The sequence below is a fragment of the Streptomyces sp. NBC_00996 genome, assembly GCF_045162675.1.
GTDB lineage: Bacteria > Actinomycetota > Actinomycetes > Streptomycetales > Streptomycetaceae > Streptomyces.
On sequence record NZ_CP108723.1, the window covers coordinates 10,659,814 to 10,676,275 of the forward strand.

Genomic DNA, 16,462 nt, shown 5'->3' on the forward strand with positions numbered 1-16,462 from the left:
CCGTTTCTCCTGCCGGAACTGGGGAAACCGATGTGGTGTCACTCCCGGCGACTCGATCCCGCCGCGGTTTCGTGGGAGACGGTTACCTGCTCAAGGCGATAGCGGACGTCCTGGGGAGCATCACCACCGCCATCGCAACGACTATGACTCTGCCCTTCCGCGCACCGGTACGGCTGTTCGAGCGCCCTCATGCTCCAGGACGTCCTGGACGAACCCGAGTGGGCGGACCTACTCACCCCCGCCGACCGGCGTGGTCTGACTCCGCTGTTCTGGTCCCATGTGCGCCCGGACGGTGAGGTAAACCTCGACATGGCCGCCCGCCTGAACCTCCCAGCGGCTACCGTCACGCGCCCCGCAACCCACCGGACGGCGATAACCGAGAGAGTGCGCGGGACCGGCCGGACCAGACGGTCATCTGACCCGACAGTCTGCGTATTTGCACCTGCACGTAGGGATCAGTGCGGGTGTAGCGGGTAGTACGTCGGGCCGCGGGGGCCGCACGTCTCCGACCCATTCGGGGTGCCGGGGTGGTTCCCCAGTTCACGGACACAGGACTGGAAATTCGACGTTGCCCCAAAGAGCACGGACCGCGGCGGGCTTGTCGTCGGTGGGGGCGTCGTCGGTGCTCCATATTTTGGCCTGGGTCGTGGAGTTGCTGACCGGTGGCCAGCCCGGGTTTCCGGTGGTAGCGAAATCGGCCCACGCGCGCACCATGCGGCGTGCCAGTCCATGGTCCGCGGAGGTGGGTGCGCCGCCGATGAGGAATGCCAGGCAGTCGCTGTCCAGGTTGCCGAAGGCGAAGGGGATGTCCGCGCAGTGCCAGGCCCGCACGACTGCGTTCGGGCCGGTGCGCCGACGATCGAAACGCGACAGGAACGCCCGGCCACCGGCTTGGGCGTGAAGCTCGACAAGTCGGTTGCTGTACTCGCCGAACAGTAGATCACCGAAGACGGCGAGGTAGACGTCGAGCACCGGGGCGTGGGGCATCGCAGCGCGATAGCCGGCCACCAGGCCGTCAGGAAGGCCGAAGTCTTCGGCGAAGAGAGCCAGCTGTTCATCGGTGGTGATCTTCGCGCTGCTGCCGACGGCGTCGAGCAACCAGTACTCCTGCGTGGTGTGGCAGACCAGCAGGTCCACTCCCCGGGTCACACCGGCGGCCATCCCTGTGAGTGGGTCGGTGGGCAGGACATCGCCGTCAAGGATGGGGGCGTAGAGCGAGGGGTCGTAGTGGCGGGATCCGGAGGCGGGGTTCCGCCGGTAGTCGTCGACTACCTGGTCGGAGGCGATGACCAGGGACTGTGGAGTCGCAGATGTCAGGCCCTCGGGTGTGGCAGGGCAGCGCGCCGCTGCAGCGACCTCGCGGGTGGTTGCCGCAGCGATTTCGAGCGTGTAACAAGGGCTGGCGGCGCTGTGGGCGATGGCACGGTGGAACAGGCCACGGGCGCGACCCATCACCATCAGGCAGGCAACCGATGCGGCGCCGGAGGACTGGCCGGCGACCGTGACGTTGCCCGGATCGCCACCGAAGGCGGCGATGTTCTCACGAACCCAGCACAAGGCCGCGACCTGGTCGAGCAGGCCCCGGTTGTCCGGGTAGGTGGTTGCTTCGGCGGCGGGGATGTGGCCGAAGCCTTCGAAGCCGAGCCGGTAGTTGAGGGTGACCACGACCAGACCGGCGTGGGCCAGTTCGGTGCCGTTGAAGTCGGGTTGGGCTGAGGATCCGAAGGTGTAGGCGCCGCCGTGGATCCAGACCAGGACGGGCAAGCGGCCGCCCTCCGGGGCCGGGGTCCATATGTTGACGGTGAGGATGTCCTCGTCGTCGGGAGACCACGCGGGTGCGCCGGGCAGTTGTGCCGACTGCGGGGCGACCGGGCCGAAGTCCGTGCAGTCCCGCACTCCGGTCCACGCCGGTGCCGGGAGAGGTTCCCGGAACCGGTTGGCGCCGAACGGCGGGGCGGCATAGGGGATGCCAAGGACGGCGACGACGTCGGTAGAGGCCCGAAAGCCTTGGGCCGAACCGTTCTTCGTCTTGAAGGTGTCCATTCAGACTGCCTCTCGCTACCCGCCAGATCACCGGGGAAGATGGGGCTTCAGCTTTGCATCGCGCGGCGCGCCAGTACCAACACCAAGATCAGGATGATTGACGCACCAGTGATGTCAATCCCCACTGCCACCAGTCGCAGTGTCGGCAAACGACGGCACCCTCACCCCGGTGATCACGAACCCGCAGGTGGACGGCGTCGGCAACTCACGTCAGAAATCAACGTCGGTGAAGGGTCCGGCCGATAGATTCCGGCACATGCTCATCGGCTACGCCCAGGTCTCGACCGCCGACTGGAACCCCGAGCATCAGATGACGCCCTGCTGCGGGCCGGCGTCGACCGCGACAACATCCACGTCGACAAGGCGAGCGGCGCGAAAGCGTCCCGGCCGACGCTCGAAGACCAGCAGCCCTACCTCGGGTGTCTGGACTCGTGGGATGCCGGGTACCGGTGGCGTGACGCGGTCATCGAGCGCTACGAAGAACAGGGCGACCACTGCCCGCTCGGCTCGCTCTTCCTGCAGATCGGCCGCGACACACCCGGGGCAAGGGTGATCGTGAACGAATTGCTGCGCCAGTGGCAGGAGCACCTGGCGACGGGCATCCGGTCATGCAGGCCGCCGGTCATGTGCCTGCCTCGCTCGACGTCGACCGGACCGCGGCGGCGCTGCTGGCGGGAATCCAGGGCGGGGTGTCGATCCTGCTGTCGACCGGCCGTTCCACCCACCTCCACGCCGCGCTCGACGAGGGGATCATGACGCCGACCGCGCGCTGCACCTGGTCCGCATTGTACTTGCGGCGTATGGGCGCGATCCCCACGTCCTGGGCGGCATTGGCGTCCAGGACGTGATCTGGACGACGGACAGCCTTCAGGATCTCCACCGGTGTGAGCGGATGCTCAAGGAGCGCCCTGCCACATCTCGTCCCGGGAGGTGACTGACGGCTTCACCGCGGTCGAGGGACGTGATCCGGACAATCTTCCTCTGGTTACCGCGACCCCGACCCGAACACAGCGCTGCGGCACGAGATCAAGGAGCGGATCCACGCCCGGTGACCGCAGCCCGGCCCGCCGCCGCTCCCCGGGAGACGCTCAGGTCGCCGGCTCCGGCGAACGGGCACCGCTGCGCGAGCGGCTGTGACCAGCTCTTTCTCCCCGCACTAAAGGCGGACGACTCGCGCAATCGTTGCGGTGCCACCGACGTGGACCCGAGGGCCTGCCTCGCTCTGCCAGGCGGCAGCGGTGATGGTGGAGGGGGCGCTGAGGGCGTCGCCCATGTCCACTGTGATGTCGGTCATGCCCTCACGGGCCAGGCACGCGGCAAGGCAGGCGGTGCTGTTCGCATTGGCAATGTCCTCTGGGACGCCGATGGACGGGGCGAACATACGGGCCGTGACGCGGCCTTCGACTGTCGGCACGCAGTACACGTAACAGCCCAGCAGTCCAAGGCGGTCGCAGGCGTCACGAAGCCTGTCGAAGTCCGGGGCCAGGGCGGCGAGAGCGGATCGCGTGGACATGGGAGCGAGCAGCCGCGGCCGCCCCAGCGAGGCGACGCAGGTGCCGGGAGCGAGCGTGTCCGGGGTGACGCCCAAGGCATGAAGGACGGAATCGTGTTCGCCCACTGCAGGCTCACACACGTCGACAAACCCCGGTTCGAAGGCGGCCTTGAACTGGCCGTTCACCCGGGCGACCCGGCCGGTGAAGACGCCTCCCAACGTGCGGACGGTGGCCTGGCACTCCTTGCCCCCTCCGCACTCGGCCAGGAATGCCAGAGCCGCGACCGTTCCATGACCACACGCGGGCAATTCCCCCGCGGCGGTGAAGAAGCGCAGCGACACGTCGGGACCGTCTTGCCCGCTGTCCTCAACCGAGACGAAGACGGCATGCGACGTCCCCATCAGGACAGGCACAGCGCGGCGTTCATCGTCGCTCAGGGCCGTCTCGTCCAGCACTGCGGTCGGGCTGCCGCCGCGGCCTTCACGCAGGCACGCATTCATGACCGTGGCGGGCAGACCGCTCCCGTTCAGGGTGGTGGTATCAGGCACGGGAGCGATCGTAGTGCGGCCACCCCTCACCGATGGCGCAGGCACTTTCTGCAGGATCGGCAAGGACGGCACCGGCCACCGAAGTTCGACACGGCCGACTGTCGCGGGCGCGCCAGGAGGACGACAAAGCCTTGCCGTCCGCTACCGGGCGACCGTTCCCCTCGCTACCGCCAACGAGTCACCGTGACCAGCTCGTTCGACACACGTCCTAGTCGATTGCTGGATGCACCGCAGGCCAATGAGGCTGTTCGGCGAAAGGTGCGTACTTGTCCGGGGTATCGACTCTTCCGAGTGGGTGCGCCAGTACGCCGCGACGAGCAGGATACGGTCCTCCAGCGGAAGACTCCATGCCGGCCGCGCCGGACGGCGTCCGCTCCCTCGCGGGGCAGAGCAGCCGCGAGCTTGCGGAAGCAGCGCGGGCTCAGCCCGGCGAACGGCACCATGCAGGACGGTTCCGACGCCATGATCACACCAGCCACACCGTGATCATCCCGCTCGGTCAACCCGGCCGGAACAGCCGTCAGGGCTCTGGGGTGAGACGAGCTCGATGCCCATCGCGGCAACGCCCTCGCGCACGGAACGGTCGAACTGCTTGATCTCTGCCACAAGAACATCCCAAGCGACGAGTGAGGTCCAGACGTCCGGCGTGACGATGGAACCGACCCACCGGCCTTCATCGGAGCTCACGATGGGGATCGGCCCCGGCTCCGCCTGTATCGAGTCGAGCTCGAAGTCCTCTTGGTCGGCAGCCGGACTCTGGAGCCACAGCGTCAGGTGGGACGCCAGCTCGGCCACGGGGAACGCCCTCTGGGACCACACCACCTGCTCCTCTTCCCAGATGGACAGCTCTGCCTCGATGTTCTGGAGGCCGTCTGTTGCCGCTGCCGGTGGTAACGTCCCCAGGCCCTGCCGTACGTGATGCCCGCTCTTGTCCGGCGTCCTTTGCATGGTCGGTGGGGACATCGAGAATGCCTGCCGGGACCGAGAATGCCTGCTGGGGCTGGGGCTGGGGCTGGGGCTGGGGCTGGGGCTGGGGCTGGGGCCGGGACCGGGGCGGCGCCGCGGCGGCGAGCCCCGAGACCGCTTGTCGTGACGCATGGGCAGGGAGCCGCGTCGGCGCAGCTGCAGTCGGCGGTCCTTCGCTAAGGAAGCATCAATAGGCTGGTCAGTGGCCATACTTGACCATGCGGGGGATGTCCCGTGACAGCGTGAGGCGGGGGAGGCGGCGTGGGCAGCGTCAGTAGAGGGCTGGGAAAGGTCGAGGTAAGGCTCCGGTGGGACCCGAGTCCGCTGGGGGAGCCGCCTCGCCACCTGGACATCATCGGCGCGGTGTACTCCGCGGACGCTCCGCACGGACGACCGGTGTACGTGGTTCACACCGAGAGCCGCTCCCCGGACGGCACCATCAACATGAGCCGGCACAGCGAGACCGGCCGGGGCTTCGGCTTCGTCGAGGTGATGGTCCTGGAGTTCGACCGGATGCCGTCCGCCCATGGGCGGGTGGTGGTGGGGGTGGCCATCCACCAGGACGGTGGTCCTCGTACGTTCGGGGACCTGTCGAACGCCGGAGTGGTGGTCGTCGAGGGGTACCGGCAACTGATGGGGGACGACTTCGCTCAGGTCGCTGGGTCCACTGCGGCGACGGTCGCGGAGTTCACCCCGGACGACTCCGGAGCCTGGGAGCTGCGCGGGATGATTCACGGGTTCGACAGCGATCCTGTGCTCTTCATGGCGGAGATGGGCGGCGCCGGCCAGTGATCCTCCTGGTCGAATTAACGCATTCTTGACGGCTCACTGATGCTCTCCTGACGTAATGTTGAGGCCGGTGTGCCGGGAAGTCTGGTCGGCGAAGTTCCTTCAACTCTCTGTCTATGAAAGGTCTTCGCGTGACCACTACCAGCCAGGCTGCCGTCGCGGCGGCAGGCTCCCTCACCCGCGGCCGTACACCGCGCCGCAGTGTCCTCTTCTTCGCGTTCGCCTTCGCGGTGATCGCCGACCCGGTGTCCTCCGTGGCGTACGCGATCGAGGCGGCGCTGCGCGCCCTGCACGGGGACCTGGCACTGCTGCTCCCCACCATGAGCCTGGTCGTGGGGCTCGTCGTCGTGGTCACGGCCAACTACTGGCAGCTGGTGCGCCGCTTCCCCAAGGGCGGGGGCGCGGCCGCGGCGGCCGGGCGGGCGTTCGGGCCGCGCTGGACGTTCCTGCCGATAGGTGCCCTGGTCGTGGACTTCGTCCTCACCATCGGCATCTCGATCGCGGCGGCGGCGAGTGCGGTGATCGCCCTGTTCCCGGGCCTCGCGCCGATCCGCATCCCGCTGGCGCTCGTCCTGCTGCTGGTGGTGGCCGGGCTGACCTGGTTCGGGCACGGCGGGCGGCTGCTGTTCGCCGTGATGACAGTGGCGTTCGTGGTGATCTCCGTGGCCGTCCTGGTGCTCGGCTTCACCGCGCCGCATACCAGCGGCCACGCGGCGACGACAGCCGACCCGGGCCGCTCGGCGATGCTCGCGGTGGTGCTGGCGTTCCCGGTCGCGATGGCGCTGGCCACCGGCGTCGAGGCGCCGTCGACCGCGATCGCCCAGCTCGGCCAGCTCGACGACAGCCACCGCCGCCGCTTCGGCCGCGGCACCCTCGCGCTGCTCGTGGTGATCGTCGGCGGCCTCACCCTCGCCCTGACCGCGCTCGCCGTACGTCTGCACATCGGCATCCCCGGCACCGATTCCACGCAGATCGCCGACATCGCGCACGCCGCGACCGGACCGGGCTGGCTGTACGGGGCGTTCCAGCTGACCAGCTCGCTGCTGCTGCTCGCCGCGGCCAGCTCGTCCTTCCAGGCGGGCCCGGGCCTGCTGAAGGCGCTGGCCGGGACCGTCGAGCGGCCGGGCGTGCTGCCGCCGGTGCTGGGCCGGACCAACCGCCACCACACCCCGTACTGGTCGGTCGTGGTGTACCTCGCCGCAGCCGCGCTGATCATTGTGGCGGCGGCCGGTCAGGAGCAGGAGCTGGTGCTGTTCTACGCGGTCGCGGTGTTCGTCAGCTTCCTGGTCGGCCTGGTCGCCATGGCCCGCTTCGCGCGCCGGGAGCGCAAGCCCGCTCTGGCCTGGGTCAACGGCCTGGCCGCGGCGGCGGTCGCCTTCACGCTCGTCGTCAACCTGCTCCGCGGCTGGCCCGTACTGTCGCTGGCGGCCACGCTGCTGATCGCGGGCGGCCTCTACGCCCGCTGGAGCCGGGCCGGCCGCCCGACCGGTATCGAGGACGTTGAAGCCCGAGCGGAGACGGTCTGATCGCACGGGACGGGCCAGGGCGTTCTTCCGCTCGCGACGCCACGTCCCGGCCGGACCGGGGCCACACGCCGAAATCCCCGCCCTGCCGCTGACAGCACCCCCTGGGCACAGGCGTTCGGGCGGTCCACGGTGGCTGTGTGATTCCAGGCCGTAGGGTGGCCTGCTTTCCGGCACCTCCGTGGTCGTGGAACGGTCGGAGTCAGCGCGTCGTCAACGAGCCTGCAGGCGCCGAGGAGTTCGTGCAGTAGGTGTGAGGCGGTGGTGATCGCTGCGAGCAGGCGGGTACCGTCCACGCACGCGCCCCACGCCCCATCATGCACAGCTCAACGAGCCGCCTGGTCGCCGAGCCACGGGCAACCGTGCGCGAGGTCGTCGGCCGGCACCGGACGCGCCCTTACCGCCACCCGACAACAGTCCGAAGGGATCAGCAATTGTTGGCCGCTGTCGTCATCTGTCAGCGTTGGGCGCCCTCGCGCGGCCCAGGGACGGCCCGGACCGAACCAGTGTGGGATGAGTAGATCGCCGACATGGTGCCCGGTCGGTGTCTCGTGGGCCTTACTTGCCCGGGTCGTCCGCACTTGCCCGGGTCGTCCGCCCAGCGAATGAAGTAGTGGGGCCCGTAGATCATGCACAGGACCAAGACGGCGATCCCTGCCGTCAGCACGATGATTATGATCTTCCATCGCGGTCGTGCGGCAGATCGCGGAGACCCACGGAGGTACGGTGACGGCCGCGACGCCAGCAGCAGGCGGCACGATGCTTTGCCTCGCGCTGCCGGCGCTCGGGGGCGCGACGCCTCAGACGGGTGGCAAGACCTTGCCGGGCGGGGGCGCCGGAGCGGTGCCGTCGAGCACCCCAACGGCGTCCCCCGCAGCCTCGACCGCCTCGCGCTGAGCCGCCCGGCTCGGTCGCACGTGTCGCAGCAGCGCGGCTGTCGGCACCGCGACGACCGCGAGCGTCTCGTCACAGATGAGATGAGCGACCGGAGAGCGCGGGGGAATACTGCAGCACCTGCATACCGACACTTCGCCAGTGCGCCCGCACCACCGCCGAAGCGGTGATCGGCAGGGTCATCGGAACTCCGACGGCTCCGGTCACGCTGCTGTTGGCCCGGTACGACGCCGTCGAGCCTGACTGGGAGGAGTCCCTGAACACCACAGTCTCACTGCTGCGAACCGAGGCCGGATGCGCCCCGCACGACAGCGAGCTGACCGGACTCATCGGCGAACTCGTCACCCGCAGCGAGGAGTTCCGCACCGCCTGGGCCAAACACAACGTGCCTGAACGCCACCCCGACGTGACGCCGGACGGGAGCAGCGTGCCGGTCCTCCAGCCGCTGTACTACAAGGAGTGCGATCAGCCCGCCAACAGGCCCACCAGGGGAAGCTCCAAGCTGGACTACCTCTTCGCCTCGTTCTCCGCTGCTTGGTCCGGCTGCACCATCGGCTCGAACACCGCCAACCCTTCGGACCACCAGCCCCTCTGGGGCACGGTGACCCTGCCCGCGCGCTGAGCGCCAGGGCTGTCCGGGTAGCCCGCCGCGCGCATGAAGGGACCGTCCCACACCGCCTCGGTGTGGGACGGTTCCCTTCGGTCGGAACAACCTTTGACGGCACGGCGCTGGGCGCCGCCAGCACTGCCCGGTGCGGTACACGACATCAGGGCCGCCCGCTTTCACGGCGTCCTCAATGCCCTGAGTAGGGTCGGGGACTGGAAACGGAGCATCGGCCACCGCGCCAGTCCCCGACCCTACTCAGGTCACAGGCCTGTCCCGCTCGCCTGCAGGGGCCGAGCGCGTGCGGCGTCAGGGCGCGTCAGCCGTCCAAGCGGACGCATTCGACAAAAAGACGGCGTACTGCACGCAATGACAGCGGCCGCACCAGACGCGGTGATCCTGTGCGTGCCGACCATTTCGTCCGCCCTGGTCAGAACGGACTGCGCGAGTCAGGGCATGATGACCGCTCGTGCTGCTTCGGCTCGCCTACCTGACCGTGACCCGCGCCTTTGGCGTGCCGTTTCTGCTGCCGATGAGTGACCGTCAGAAAGACGCCGAGATCCTGGCGCTGCGGCACCAGCGCGCGGTCCTGGGACGACAACTCGGCCCGCCGAGAGTCGCGTTCGCCCCGGGGGACCGGGCCTTCCTCGCGGCAGCGCTCGCCCCACTGCCCCAGCCGGTGCTGCGCTTGTATCGGCCTTCGAAACAGCACTGAGCATGCCCGCCGATCATCCTCGCGCACTGGGAAACACCAAGATCACCGACAGAGTCAAGCCAAGGTCGGCGGGAGATCCTTTTGAAAGGATCCTGGCCTCCCCGCGCTCGCGCCAGGCCCGGAGCCACGGACCACTCGCTCACTCGCGGGACACGGTGTTACATGACGCGGCGAGTAGCCACTCCGAGGGACGGTAGCGGCGGCGCCTGTCTGGATACCCAGGTAGCGTTGAGTGCAGGCGCCCCTCCCCGCTTGCTGAGCGCATCCATGACTGCTAGGGCTCGCGGCCACTCTCCAGGCGTGTCCGACTGTCTCTGGTGCTGAGAGTGCCTCGCCCGCCCGGTGACATGGGGGTAAGAGAAAGCTTCCCGCAGACGCTAATCGGAAAGCCGTCGCAACGACTGTACGAGAACCGACAAAAGGGAACGGTGAGCATGACGATTATCTCGCGCGGATTTCACGGGCGGAGGCCGTCCGAAGGCACGAAACTGCCACCTGGGCAGTACGAGACCAATGGCTTCCCGGTGCTGTCCGCCGGGCCCACGCCTCACGTAGAGAAGAGCAGCTGGGAGCTCTCTGTAACCACTGAGGACGGACGACGGCATACACGGGACTGGGCCGCCTTGATGGCGCTTCCGTCGGAATCTCCGACAGTCGACCTGCACTGTGTGACCAAGTGGTCGAAGTTCGGCACCGAGTGGCGAGGAGTATCACTGGACGTTCTGCTCGCAGATGTGGAGACAGCCGCCGAGTATGCCCTCGTTACCTCTTACGGGGGCTACACCACAAACGTCCCGCTCGCGGATCTGCTCGATGGCAAGGCGTGGATCACCTACAGCTACGACGGTGACGACCTCGCACCCGAACATGGTGGGCCGGCCCGGCTGCTCGTACCCCACCTGTACCTGTGGAAGTCTGCCAAGTGGGTGCGCGGGATCGAACTGCTGGAGAGCGACACGCCTGGCTTTTGGGAAACCGCCGGCTACCACAACTACGGAGACCCATGGCGAGAACAGCGGTACCAGGGAGACTAGGCGACCGCCTCCGCTGGAGGGTGGCCGACGTGACCAGCCGACGTGAGGAGTCCGCTTCGGCCTGCACGCTGTCCCTGGAGGTCTCGGACTGGCCCGGACACCTGGCAGGGCAGCACGTGGACGTGCGGTTGACCGCAGAGGACGGCTACAGCGCTCAGCGGAGCTACTCGATCGCCTCGGTGGCGGACGGTGCCCGCGTGGACCTCACGATTCAGCGCACACCCGGAGGAGAGGTGTCGCCTTACCTGGCAGATGAGCTGATGCCCGGTGACCAGTTGGAGCTGCGGGGGCCCGTCGGAGGGTGGTTCGTGTGGAGCCCGGAGCAGACCGAGCCGGTTTTGTTGGTTGCCGGTGGCTCAGGGCTCGTGCCGCTCATGTGTATGATCCGCTCCCGCGCGGCGACCGGCAGCCGCACGCCCTTCCGGCTCGTGTACTCCCTGCGAACACCCGCCGAGCACCTCTACGTGCCCGAACTGCGTGGCGGCTCACCGGGTCTGGACACGACCCTTATCCACACCCGTGAGGCTCCTCCGGGAGCGCCCAGGCCGCCTGGACGTATTACCCCGGAGGACCTGGTCCGGCACGGCTGGCCGCCGGATTTCGAACCGACCTGCTACGTCTGCGGGCCCACAGCGTTCGTCGAGAAGGTCGCGGCTTACCTCGTGCTACTCGGGCACGACCCGGGACGCATCCGCACCGAACGCTTCGGCGGCAGTGGAGGTTGACATGATTCCTGCAGAGCAGGGCGTAGCGGATGCCCGCTACGTGGACGGCAACGTGCTGGCGGGCCCTTTGTCCGAAGTCTTCGTGGCCGACGTGACCGTCGCAACAAGCCAATGCGCCCATTGCGGATGCACAGGACCTGTAGCACGCCTCCACGTCTACGCAGACGCGCCGGGGCTCTTGGCCCGGTGCCAGAGCTGCAGCGAGGTCGTCCTGCGGATCGTGCGCACGAAGGGGGCAGTCTGGGTCGACATGCGCGGCACCGTGGCCCTGTCAATCCCCCTGGAGGCGGAATGAGACGCTCCGGGCTGGCTTCGAGGCGGACCCCCGCTATCTGGCAGACCTGGACCACCCACGCCCCCCGCGTCTGGTGACCAGAACGACAAGAACCGTATGACGACAGGGCTTGATCAAGTTCCGTAGGTGTCCGGATTGCTGGTGATGCCCAGGATGGGGAGTGCTCGTTGGGGCTCGTCGCGGATCGCCCGGGTGGTCTTGGCGATGTTGTCGGCTCCGAGGGTTTTCAGCACGCCGATGGCGAGGTTGCGGAGGGTTGCCATGGCCGGTGGCGCGGTCCCGGCGTGGACGGTGGAGGTGTCTTCGGCGAAGGTGACGTCCCTGATGTGGTGCGAGGAGTTCTCCACTCCCCAGTGCCCGCGGATCGCGGCGGCCAGGTCGGCGGGCCCGGCTTGGTTGGGCGTCGAGGCTGGTGACGGCGTAGACACTCTCACGGGTCTCACGCCGGCCGGTCTGCTTGCGGCGGCGATGGACGTGGATGGCCAGGCGAGCGTGGGGAAAGGCGATTCCGCCGAGTTCGTCGGCGATCCCGCAGGTCTTGATCGAGCGGGACTCGCGGCGTCCGTGTCCGGTCCCGGAGGCGGTGTGCTGGACTGCGATGGACTGCCAGGGCAGGGCGGCGAGTTGGGCGTGGGCGATGGGCTGGTTGGTCTTGATCACGGCGATGTAGTGGGCCTTCTTGGTCTCGACCGGCCAGGAGATGTTCGCCTTGACCGAGTGCAGGGCGTCGAAGGTGACGACGGTGCCGGTCAGGTCCAGCGGTGCCAGGAGCGGCCGGAAGTGTGTGGTTTCGTTCGTCTTCGCGCCGACCTCCACCTGGGCGAGGGTCACGACGGTGCCGTGAGTGACAGCGGAGAGCAGATGCCGGCGCGTCGCGGTGAGACGGGCTGGTCCCTTGAGCGCTTTGCCGTCGACAGCGATCGCGCGCGACAGCCCGGACGCGGAGGGCGACGGAGCCTGGGCGGGTTCGGTGGCGGCGCGGTGCCGGTCGGCCAGGTAGGCGCCGACCGCCCGGTCCAGGGCGTCACCGTCAACAGCCCCCAGCACACGGCCGATCGTGGCCGGCGCCGGGGTGCGCCGCCATCTGAGCAGGTGCCGGCGGATCCCGATCACTGCCAGGAGTGCGTTCGAGGCACGCTGACCCCACTCGGCGAGTTCGTCGATGCTCCTCGCTCCCGAGACGACCGCGCAGGCACACACCAGCAGGATCGCTGTGAGTGAGTACCACCGGCCCCGCCGCGCGCGCGGGTCGGGTACCGAGTCGAAGCAGGGGCGCAGGTCGGCGATCCGGCCGGTGTCCAGCGGTCCCGGTTTCACCAGCACGGCAGGGATGGGAGAGGATGCAGCAGCAGGCGCGGGCCACCTCGTGATCATCTGGCTTGGACACCATAATGATCACGAAGCCCGTGCCTGCTCTGCTATGCGCCCCAACCGGTCACAACCCGACCAGCCACACGACCCCGGAACTTGCAACCGTCCTGCCGCTGGCAACGGCGGGGTGTGAAGCCCGGAGGAGACGCCCAAGGACTCCCGTTCCATCCGGGAGTCACCGGCAAGGGGAAGACCGGACGGGTGAACGCGAGTGAACCCCTGATGATGCTTCGTGATCGTTGGGCTCCGCAGATGGAAAGCACCAGCGGGGTGCAGGACTGGCCGCTGAGAAGCGGCAGGCGCCGGCTGAACACCCATCGTCAGCCGGGAGAGCACCGCCGTCCCGGAGTTTAGGGGGCACCCACCCCGGTCGTATCTCACTCGTACGGAACGTGGAAACCCCGTTGAGGTCCGGACAGACGTCCGGTCAGCCGACCGCAAGGAAGGCCCAACTCCCCAGCGGGAACAGGATGACCCAAGAAGCCAACGCCGGTGGCCGAAAGGCAGCGGGAAACCGGAGCACATGGCCAGCACCTCCGCTGGAGCTCCGGATAACCGGCCGGATACGGGCGCTCTGCCCGGACCCGAAAGGGTGCAGACGTGGGTCAGGTGAGCCTGTGAGGAAGCGATGACCATCAGCACCGGAACCGAAGGACAAGTTGGACGCCATGACGACTGGAACCACCCGGGTGCACACCGCCCTGGGCGACAGCGGCGCGGTGAACGGACCGGAGGACGGCCCCAACGACCGGCAGTCGATCGACTGGCACAAGGCGGAGGAGGAAGTACGGCGGCTGAGACAGAGGATCTTCACGGCATCACGGGCAGGGGACCCTCAGGAAGGTCCGCAATCTCCAGAAACTGATGCTCCGTTCCCGCTCCAACACGCGGCTGAGCGTGCGGCGCGTGACGGAGATCAACGCTGGCCGCAAGACGGCCGAAGTCGACGGGAGAGTCGTCCTGCTGCCCCAGGGCAAGGCCGAGCTGGCCGACTGGATGCAGCACCGGGCGGCACTCTGGAAGCCCCGGCCCGTCAAGCGGGTGTTCGTGCCGAAGGCCAACGGCCGCCAGCGCGGCCTCGGAATTCCCGTGATCATCGAACGCTTCGGACCGTGATGGTGGAGGCCGCCGAGTCCCGGCCGGGCACCGACCCGGACCGCTGCGGCTTCACCATAGCCATCCAGACCGCCCGCGACCTCGTGGTCCAGGCCGCCGACGTCATCAAGCCCGCCACCCTGGGCAACCGCACCACCGGCGTCATCGGCAACCGGGTCCTGGCCGGGCTCCTCCCGCAGCGGCGCCCCCGCATCAGCACCCGAAAAGTCAGGTCACCGGTCTCCCGGTACGCCGAACGCCAAGACGACGGCCGCCCCGACACAAGCCGCCTGGTCACCGACCTCGACGTCACCATCCTCGAACCCGATCCCGACCTGCCCACCGTCTCGCACGACGATCGGCACACACCGGCCGCCGACCGGTGCAGACAGCGCGTCCTGGAACTCCTTCACGCAGAACCCGACCGCCAGTGGCACACCCGCGACCTCGCCCGCCACCTCGGCGACATCACCCTCAGCACGGTGTACCGACAGCTCGACAGATGGGCCGTAAACGGACTCATCACCAAGACCGGCCCCGCCACCTACAGCAGCCCGGGAACTCGCTCAACCCCCTTGCCGCCAGCGGAAATACGCTAACTACCCGGCCTTGGGTCAGGGGCCCCACCTGTCCGCGACCTGGACCGCGTCGGGCAGGGCGCGGCGGATGGCCTCGGCGTAGGTGGTTGAGCCGTTGCGGCACACGACCTCGACACCCGAATGCTCGCGCAGCCACGCTTCCAATATGTCGGCCGTGCGGTCGGGCAGCACGTCGATGCGCTCATGGGTCTCGGCGTCGATCACCACGGTGGCATAGCGGTGCCGCCGGCGCAGGGCGAAATCGTCGACGCCGATCACGCGGGGCACCCGCCCGGTGGGCAACGGGATGCGCAGCAGGGTGCGCAGAGCCGTGTGACGGGACAGGCCCACCGCGAGGATCGCCAGCAAACGTGATCCCGCCCGGCCCGCTAACTCTTTGACCGCGGCCTTGACCTGCCTGGTCAGACGAGCGGTGCGTCGCTGGTATCGCTCCAACACCCCGGGCACCTGCTCGCGGAAGGTGTTGCGGCAGCCTCGCGTGGGGCACACCAGACGCCGCACCCGCACACGGACCACCACCCGTCGCCCGTCGACCGGAACGTCAGCCACCGTCCGCCAGTGATAGCCGTGCACCCGCCCCGACGACGCCCCGCACGCTGGGCAGACCACGGTGTCCAGCTGCGTCCGGGCCCGCACCACGATCCGCTCACCTCCGTCGGCCACATCCTCCATGACCAGCGGGGACAGACCCGAAAACACCGTCTGCACAAGCTCGTTGACATCCATCACATGAAGGTCAACGACCCTCACAACTCTCCGTCACCAACGAATGTGAGGCAGGGCCTCATTCCTGATAGACCCTTTTTAGACGCGCGCAGAGGCGAGGCAGGGTGCCACGGCGTAGCGTTCATGAGGGAAGGTGCGTCGCCTGATTCGCCGCGAAAACGGCCCGGCAAGCGCTCTAATCTTTGGTCCGCGACGGATGACTGTAGAGGAGAGACCGGACATGAAGGACGAGACCCTGGCCGCGAAAACCGCCCGCTTGGGGTGCGCCACGCTCGTCGATGCCATAGGACGAGTCCACAGTCACCGGGTCCACATTCCCTCCATGGCGAGCCCCGACCCCAACCGCACACTGTTCGGACGTGCAGCCACCATTTCCTTCATGCCATACCGCGAGGACCTGGTAGAGCCAGGCCGCGACTTCGCGTACTTCTTCTACGGGGCACTCGGCGGACGGGCGCCTACTCCGGGCCAAGTCCTCGTGCTCTCCAGCGGGGGCTACCCCGATGTGTCGCACGGCGGGGGAACCAAACTTTCCAGAGCAGACGGCCACGGGCTCGCCGGCGTCCTGGCCGACGGCCGGCTGCGGGACTTCGGCCAGCTGCGCGGTTACAGTTTCGCCACGTGGTGCAGAGGAGAGGCCGTCCGCTGGGGCGGCGACACGGTGATGCCCCATGACTTCGGCATCACCGTCGAAATCTCAGGCGTGTGCGTGAACCCCGGCGACTACGTCTACATGGACAACGCGGGGGGCGTGGTGATCCCCTCAGCGAGCCTGCACCGGGTCATCGACATCGCAGAGGAGGTCACAGCCGAGGAGGCTGTGGCTGCCAAAAACATCAGGGTCGAAGCAACGCAGCCGGACAAGTAGCTCCGGCACATCCTCCTGCGGATCGTCCACGGCCGAAGAGTGCCCTCAGCACACGACGGCTCTCTGGGCGGTCCTCAATGTGTTCCTGCTCGGCCGCGATCCCGGCGTGCAGCCGCCTCCCTGCCCCTCAATCCGTCAAGGGGCTCGAAGCCCGCTGGGGCCATCATGCGACAG

13 protein-coding genes and 5 pseudogenes are annotated in these 16,462 nt (G+C 68.2%); 12 read left to right on the top strand and 6 right to left on the bottom strand.

Annotated features, from left to right (window positions below; all coding sequences use genetic code 11):
• Positions 1-540: 540 nt before the first annotated feature.
• Positions 541-2,043: a carboxylesterase/lipase family protein gene (locus OG390_RS49450; protein WP_406177326.1), complete on the bottom strand. Its 1,503-nt coding sequence runs from the start codon at positions 2,041-2,043 to the stop codon at positions 541-543.
• A 256-nt stretch (positions 2,044-2,299) separates the two neighbouring features.
• Here OG390_RS49450 and OG390_RS49455 point away from each other — a divergent pair.
• A pseudogene (locus tag OG390_RS49455) lies at positions 2,300-2,891 on the top strand (recombinase family protein).
• 308 nt (positions 2,892-3,199) lie between these two features.
• Here OG390_RS49455 and OG390_RS49460 read toward each other — a convergent pair.
• The 3 genes and pseudogenes from OG390_RS49460 to OG390_RS49470 all read right to left on the bottom strand — a co-directional run bounded on the left by OG390_RS49460 (position 3,200) and on the right by OG390_RS49470 (position 4,879).
• Positions 3,200-4,147, bottom strand: coding sequence for a PhzF family phenazine biosynthesis protein (locus OG390_RS49460; protein ID WP_406177327.1), 948 nt, complete (start codon positions 4,145-4,147; stop codon positions 3,200-3,202).
• Between the two features lie 186 nt (positions 4,148-4,333).
• A pseudogene (locus tag OG390_RS49465) lies at positions 4,334-4,563 on the bottom strand (IS5/IS1182 family transposase); the annotation flags it as partial.
• A gap of 7 nt (positions 4,564-4,570) precedes the next feature.
• A complete protein-coding gene (locus OG390_RS49470; protein ID WP_406177329.1) occupies positions 4,571-4,879 on the bottom strand; it encodes a hypothetical protein in 309 nt (102 codons plus the stop codon).
• A gap of 432 nt (positions 4,880-5,311) precedes the next feature.
• Between OG390_RS49470 and OG390_RS49475 the strand changes: the two genes are divergently transcribed.
• The 8 genes and pseudogenes from OG390_RS49475 to OG390_RS49510 all read left to right on the top strand — a co-directional run bounded on the left by OG390_RS49475 (position 5,312) and on the right by OG390_RS49510 (position 11,629).
• Positions 5,312-5,842, top strand: coding sequence for a TerD family protein (locus OG390_RS49475; protein ID WP_406177331.1), 531 nt, complete (start codon positions 5,312-5,314; stop codon positions 5,840-5,842).
• A 128-nt stretch (positions 5,843-5,970) separates the two neighbouring features.
• Positions 5,971-7,365: an amino acid permease gene (locus OG390_RS49480; protein WP_406177332.1), complete on the top strand. Its 1,395-nt coding sequence runs from the start codon at positions 5,971-5,973 to the stop codon at positions 7,363-7,365.
• Between the two features lie 1,072 nt (positions 7,366-8,437).
• Positions 8,438-8,656 (top strand): annotated as a pseudogene (locus tag OG390_RS49485) (transcriptional regulator); the annotation flags it as partial.
• 330 nt (positions 8,657-8,986) lie between these two features.
• Positions 8,987-9,067, top strand: a pseudogene (locus OG390_RS49490) (IS5/IS1182 family transposase); the annotation flags it as partial.
• Positions 9,068-9,329: 262 nt separating this feature from the next.
• Entirely contained in the window at positions 9,330-9,575 is a 246-nt protein-coding gene (locus tag OG390_RS49495; protein ID WP_406177334.1) for a hypothetical protein, read from the top strand.
• A 434-nt stretch (positions 9,576-10,009) separates the two neighbouring features.
• Positions 10,010-10,609, top strand: coding sequence for a molybdopterin-dependent oxidoreductase (locus OG390_RS49500; RefSeq protein ID WP_406177336.1), 600 nt, complete (start codon positions 10,010-10,012; stop codon positions 10,607-10,609).
• Positions 10,579-11,334, top strand: coding sequence for a ferredoxin reductase (locus OG390_RS49505; RefSeq protein WP_406177338.1), 756 nt, complete (start codon positions 10,579-10,581; stop codon positions 11,332-11,334). The genes OG390_RS49500 and OG390_RS49505 overlap by 31 nt, the downstream gene beginning before the upstream one ends.
• 1 nt (position 11,335) lies before the next feature.
• On the top strand, positions 11,336-11,629 hold the full coding sequence (locus OG390_RS49510; RefSeq protein ID WP_406177339.1) for a DUF6510 family protein: 294 nt from the start codon (positions 11,336-11,338) through the stop codon (positions 11,627-11,629).
• A gap of 33 nt (positions 11,630-11,662) precedes the next feature.
• On the opposite strand, the gene OG390_RS49515 is transcribed toward OG390_RS49510, so the two are convergent.
• A complete protein-coding gene (locus tag OG390_RS49515) occupies positions 11,663-12,952 on the bottom strand; it encodes an ISAs1 family transposase (protein WP_406177340.1) in 1,290 nt (429 codons plus the stop codon).
• 912 nt (positions 12,953-13,864) lie between these two features.
• Here OG390_RS49515 and OG390_RS49520 point away from each other — a divergent pair.
• Both OG390_RS49520 and OG390_RS49525 read left to right on the top strand, forming a co-directional pair.
• Entirely contained in the window at positions 13,865-14,116 is a 252-nt protein-coding gene (locus OG390_RS49520; RefSeq protein ID WP_406177341.1) for a reverse transcriptase N-terminal domain-containing protein, read from the top strand.
• Positions 14,113-14,694: a hypothetical protein gene (locus OG390_RS49525; protein WP_406177343.1), complete on the top strand. Its 582-nt coding sequence runs from the start codon at positions 14,113-14,115 to the stop codon at positions 14,692-14,694. Before OG390_RS49520 ends, OG390_RS49525 begins: the two co-directional genes overlap by 4 nt.
• A 24-nt stretch (positions 14,695-14,718) precedes the next feature.
• Here OG390_RS49525 and OG390_RS49530 read toward each other — a convergent pair.
• A pseudogene (locus OG390_RS49530) lies at positions 14,719-15,420 on the bottom strand (ISL3 family transposase); the annotation flags it as partial.
• 220 nt (positions 15,421-15,640) lie between these two features.
• Here OG390_RS49530 and OG390_RS49535 point away from each other — a divergent pair.
• Complete coding sequence (locus tag OG390_RS49535; RefSeq protein ID WP_406177345.1) at positions 15,641-16,288, top strand: RraA family protein; 648 nt, start codon at positions 15,641-15,643, stop codon at positions 16,286-16,288.
• The last annotated feature ends 174 nt before the right edge of the window (positions 16,289-16,462 follow it).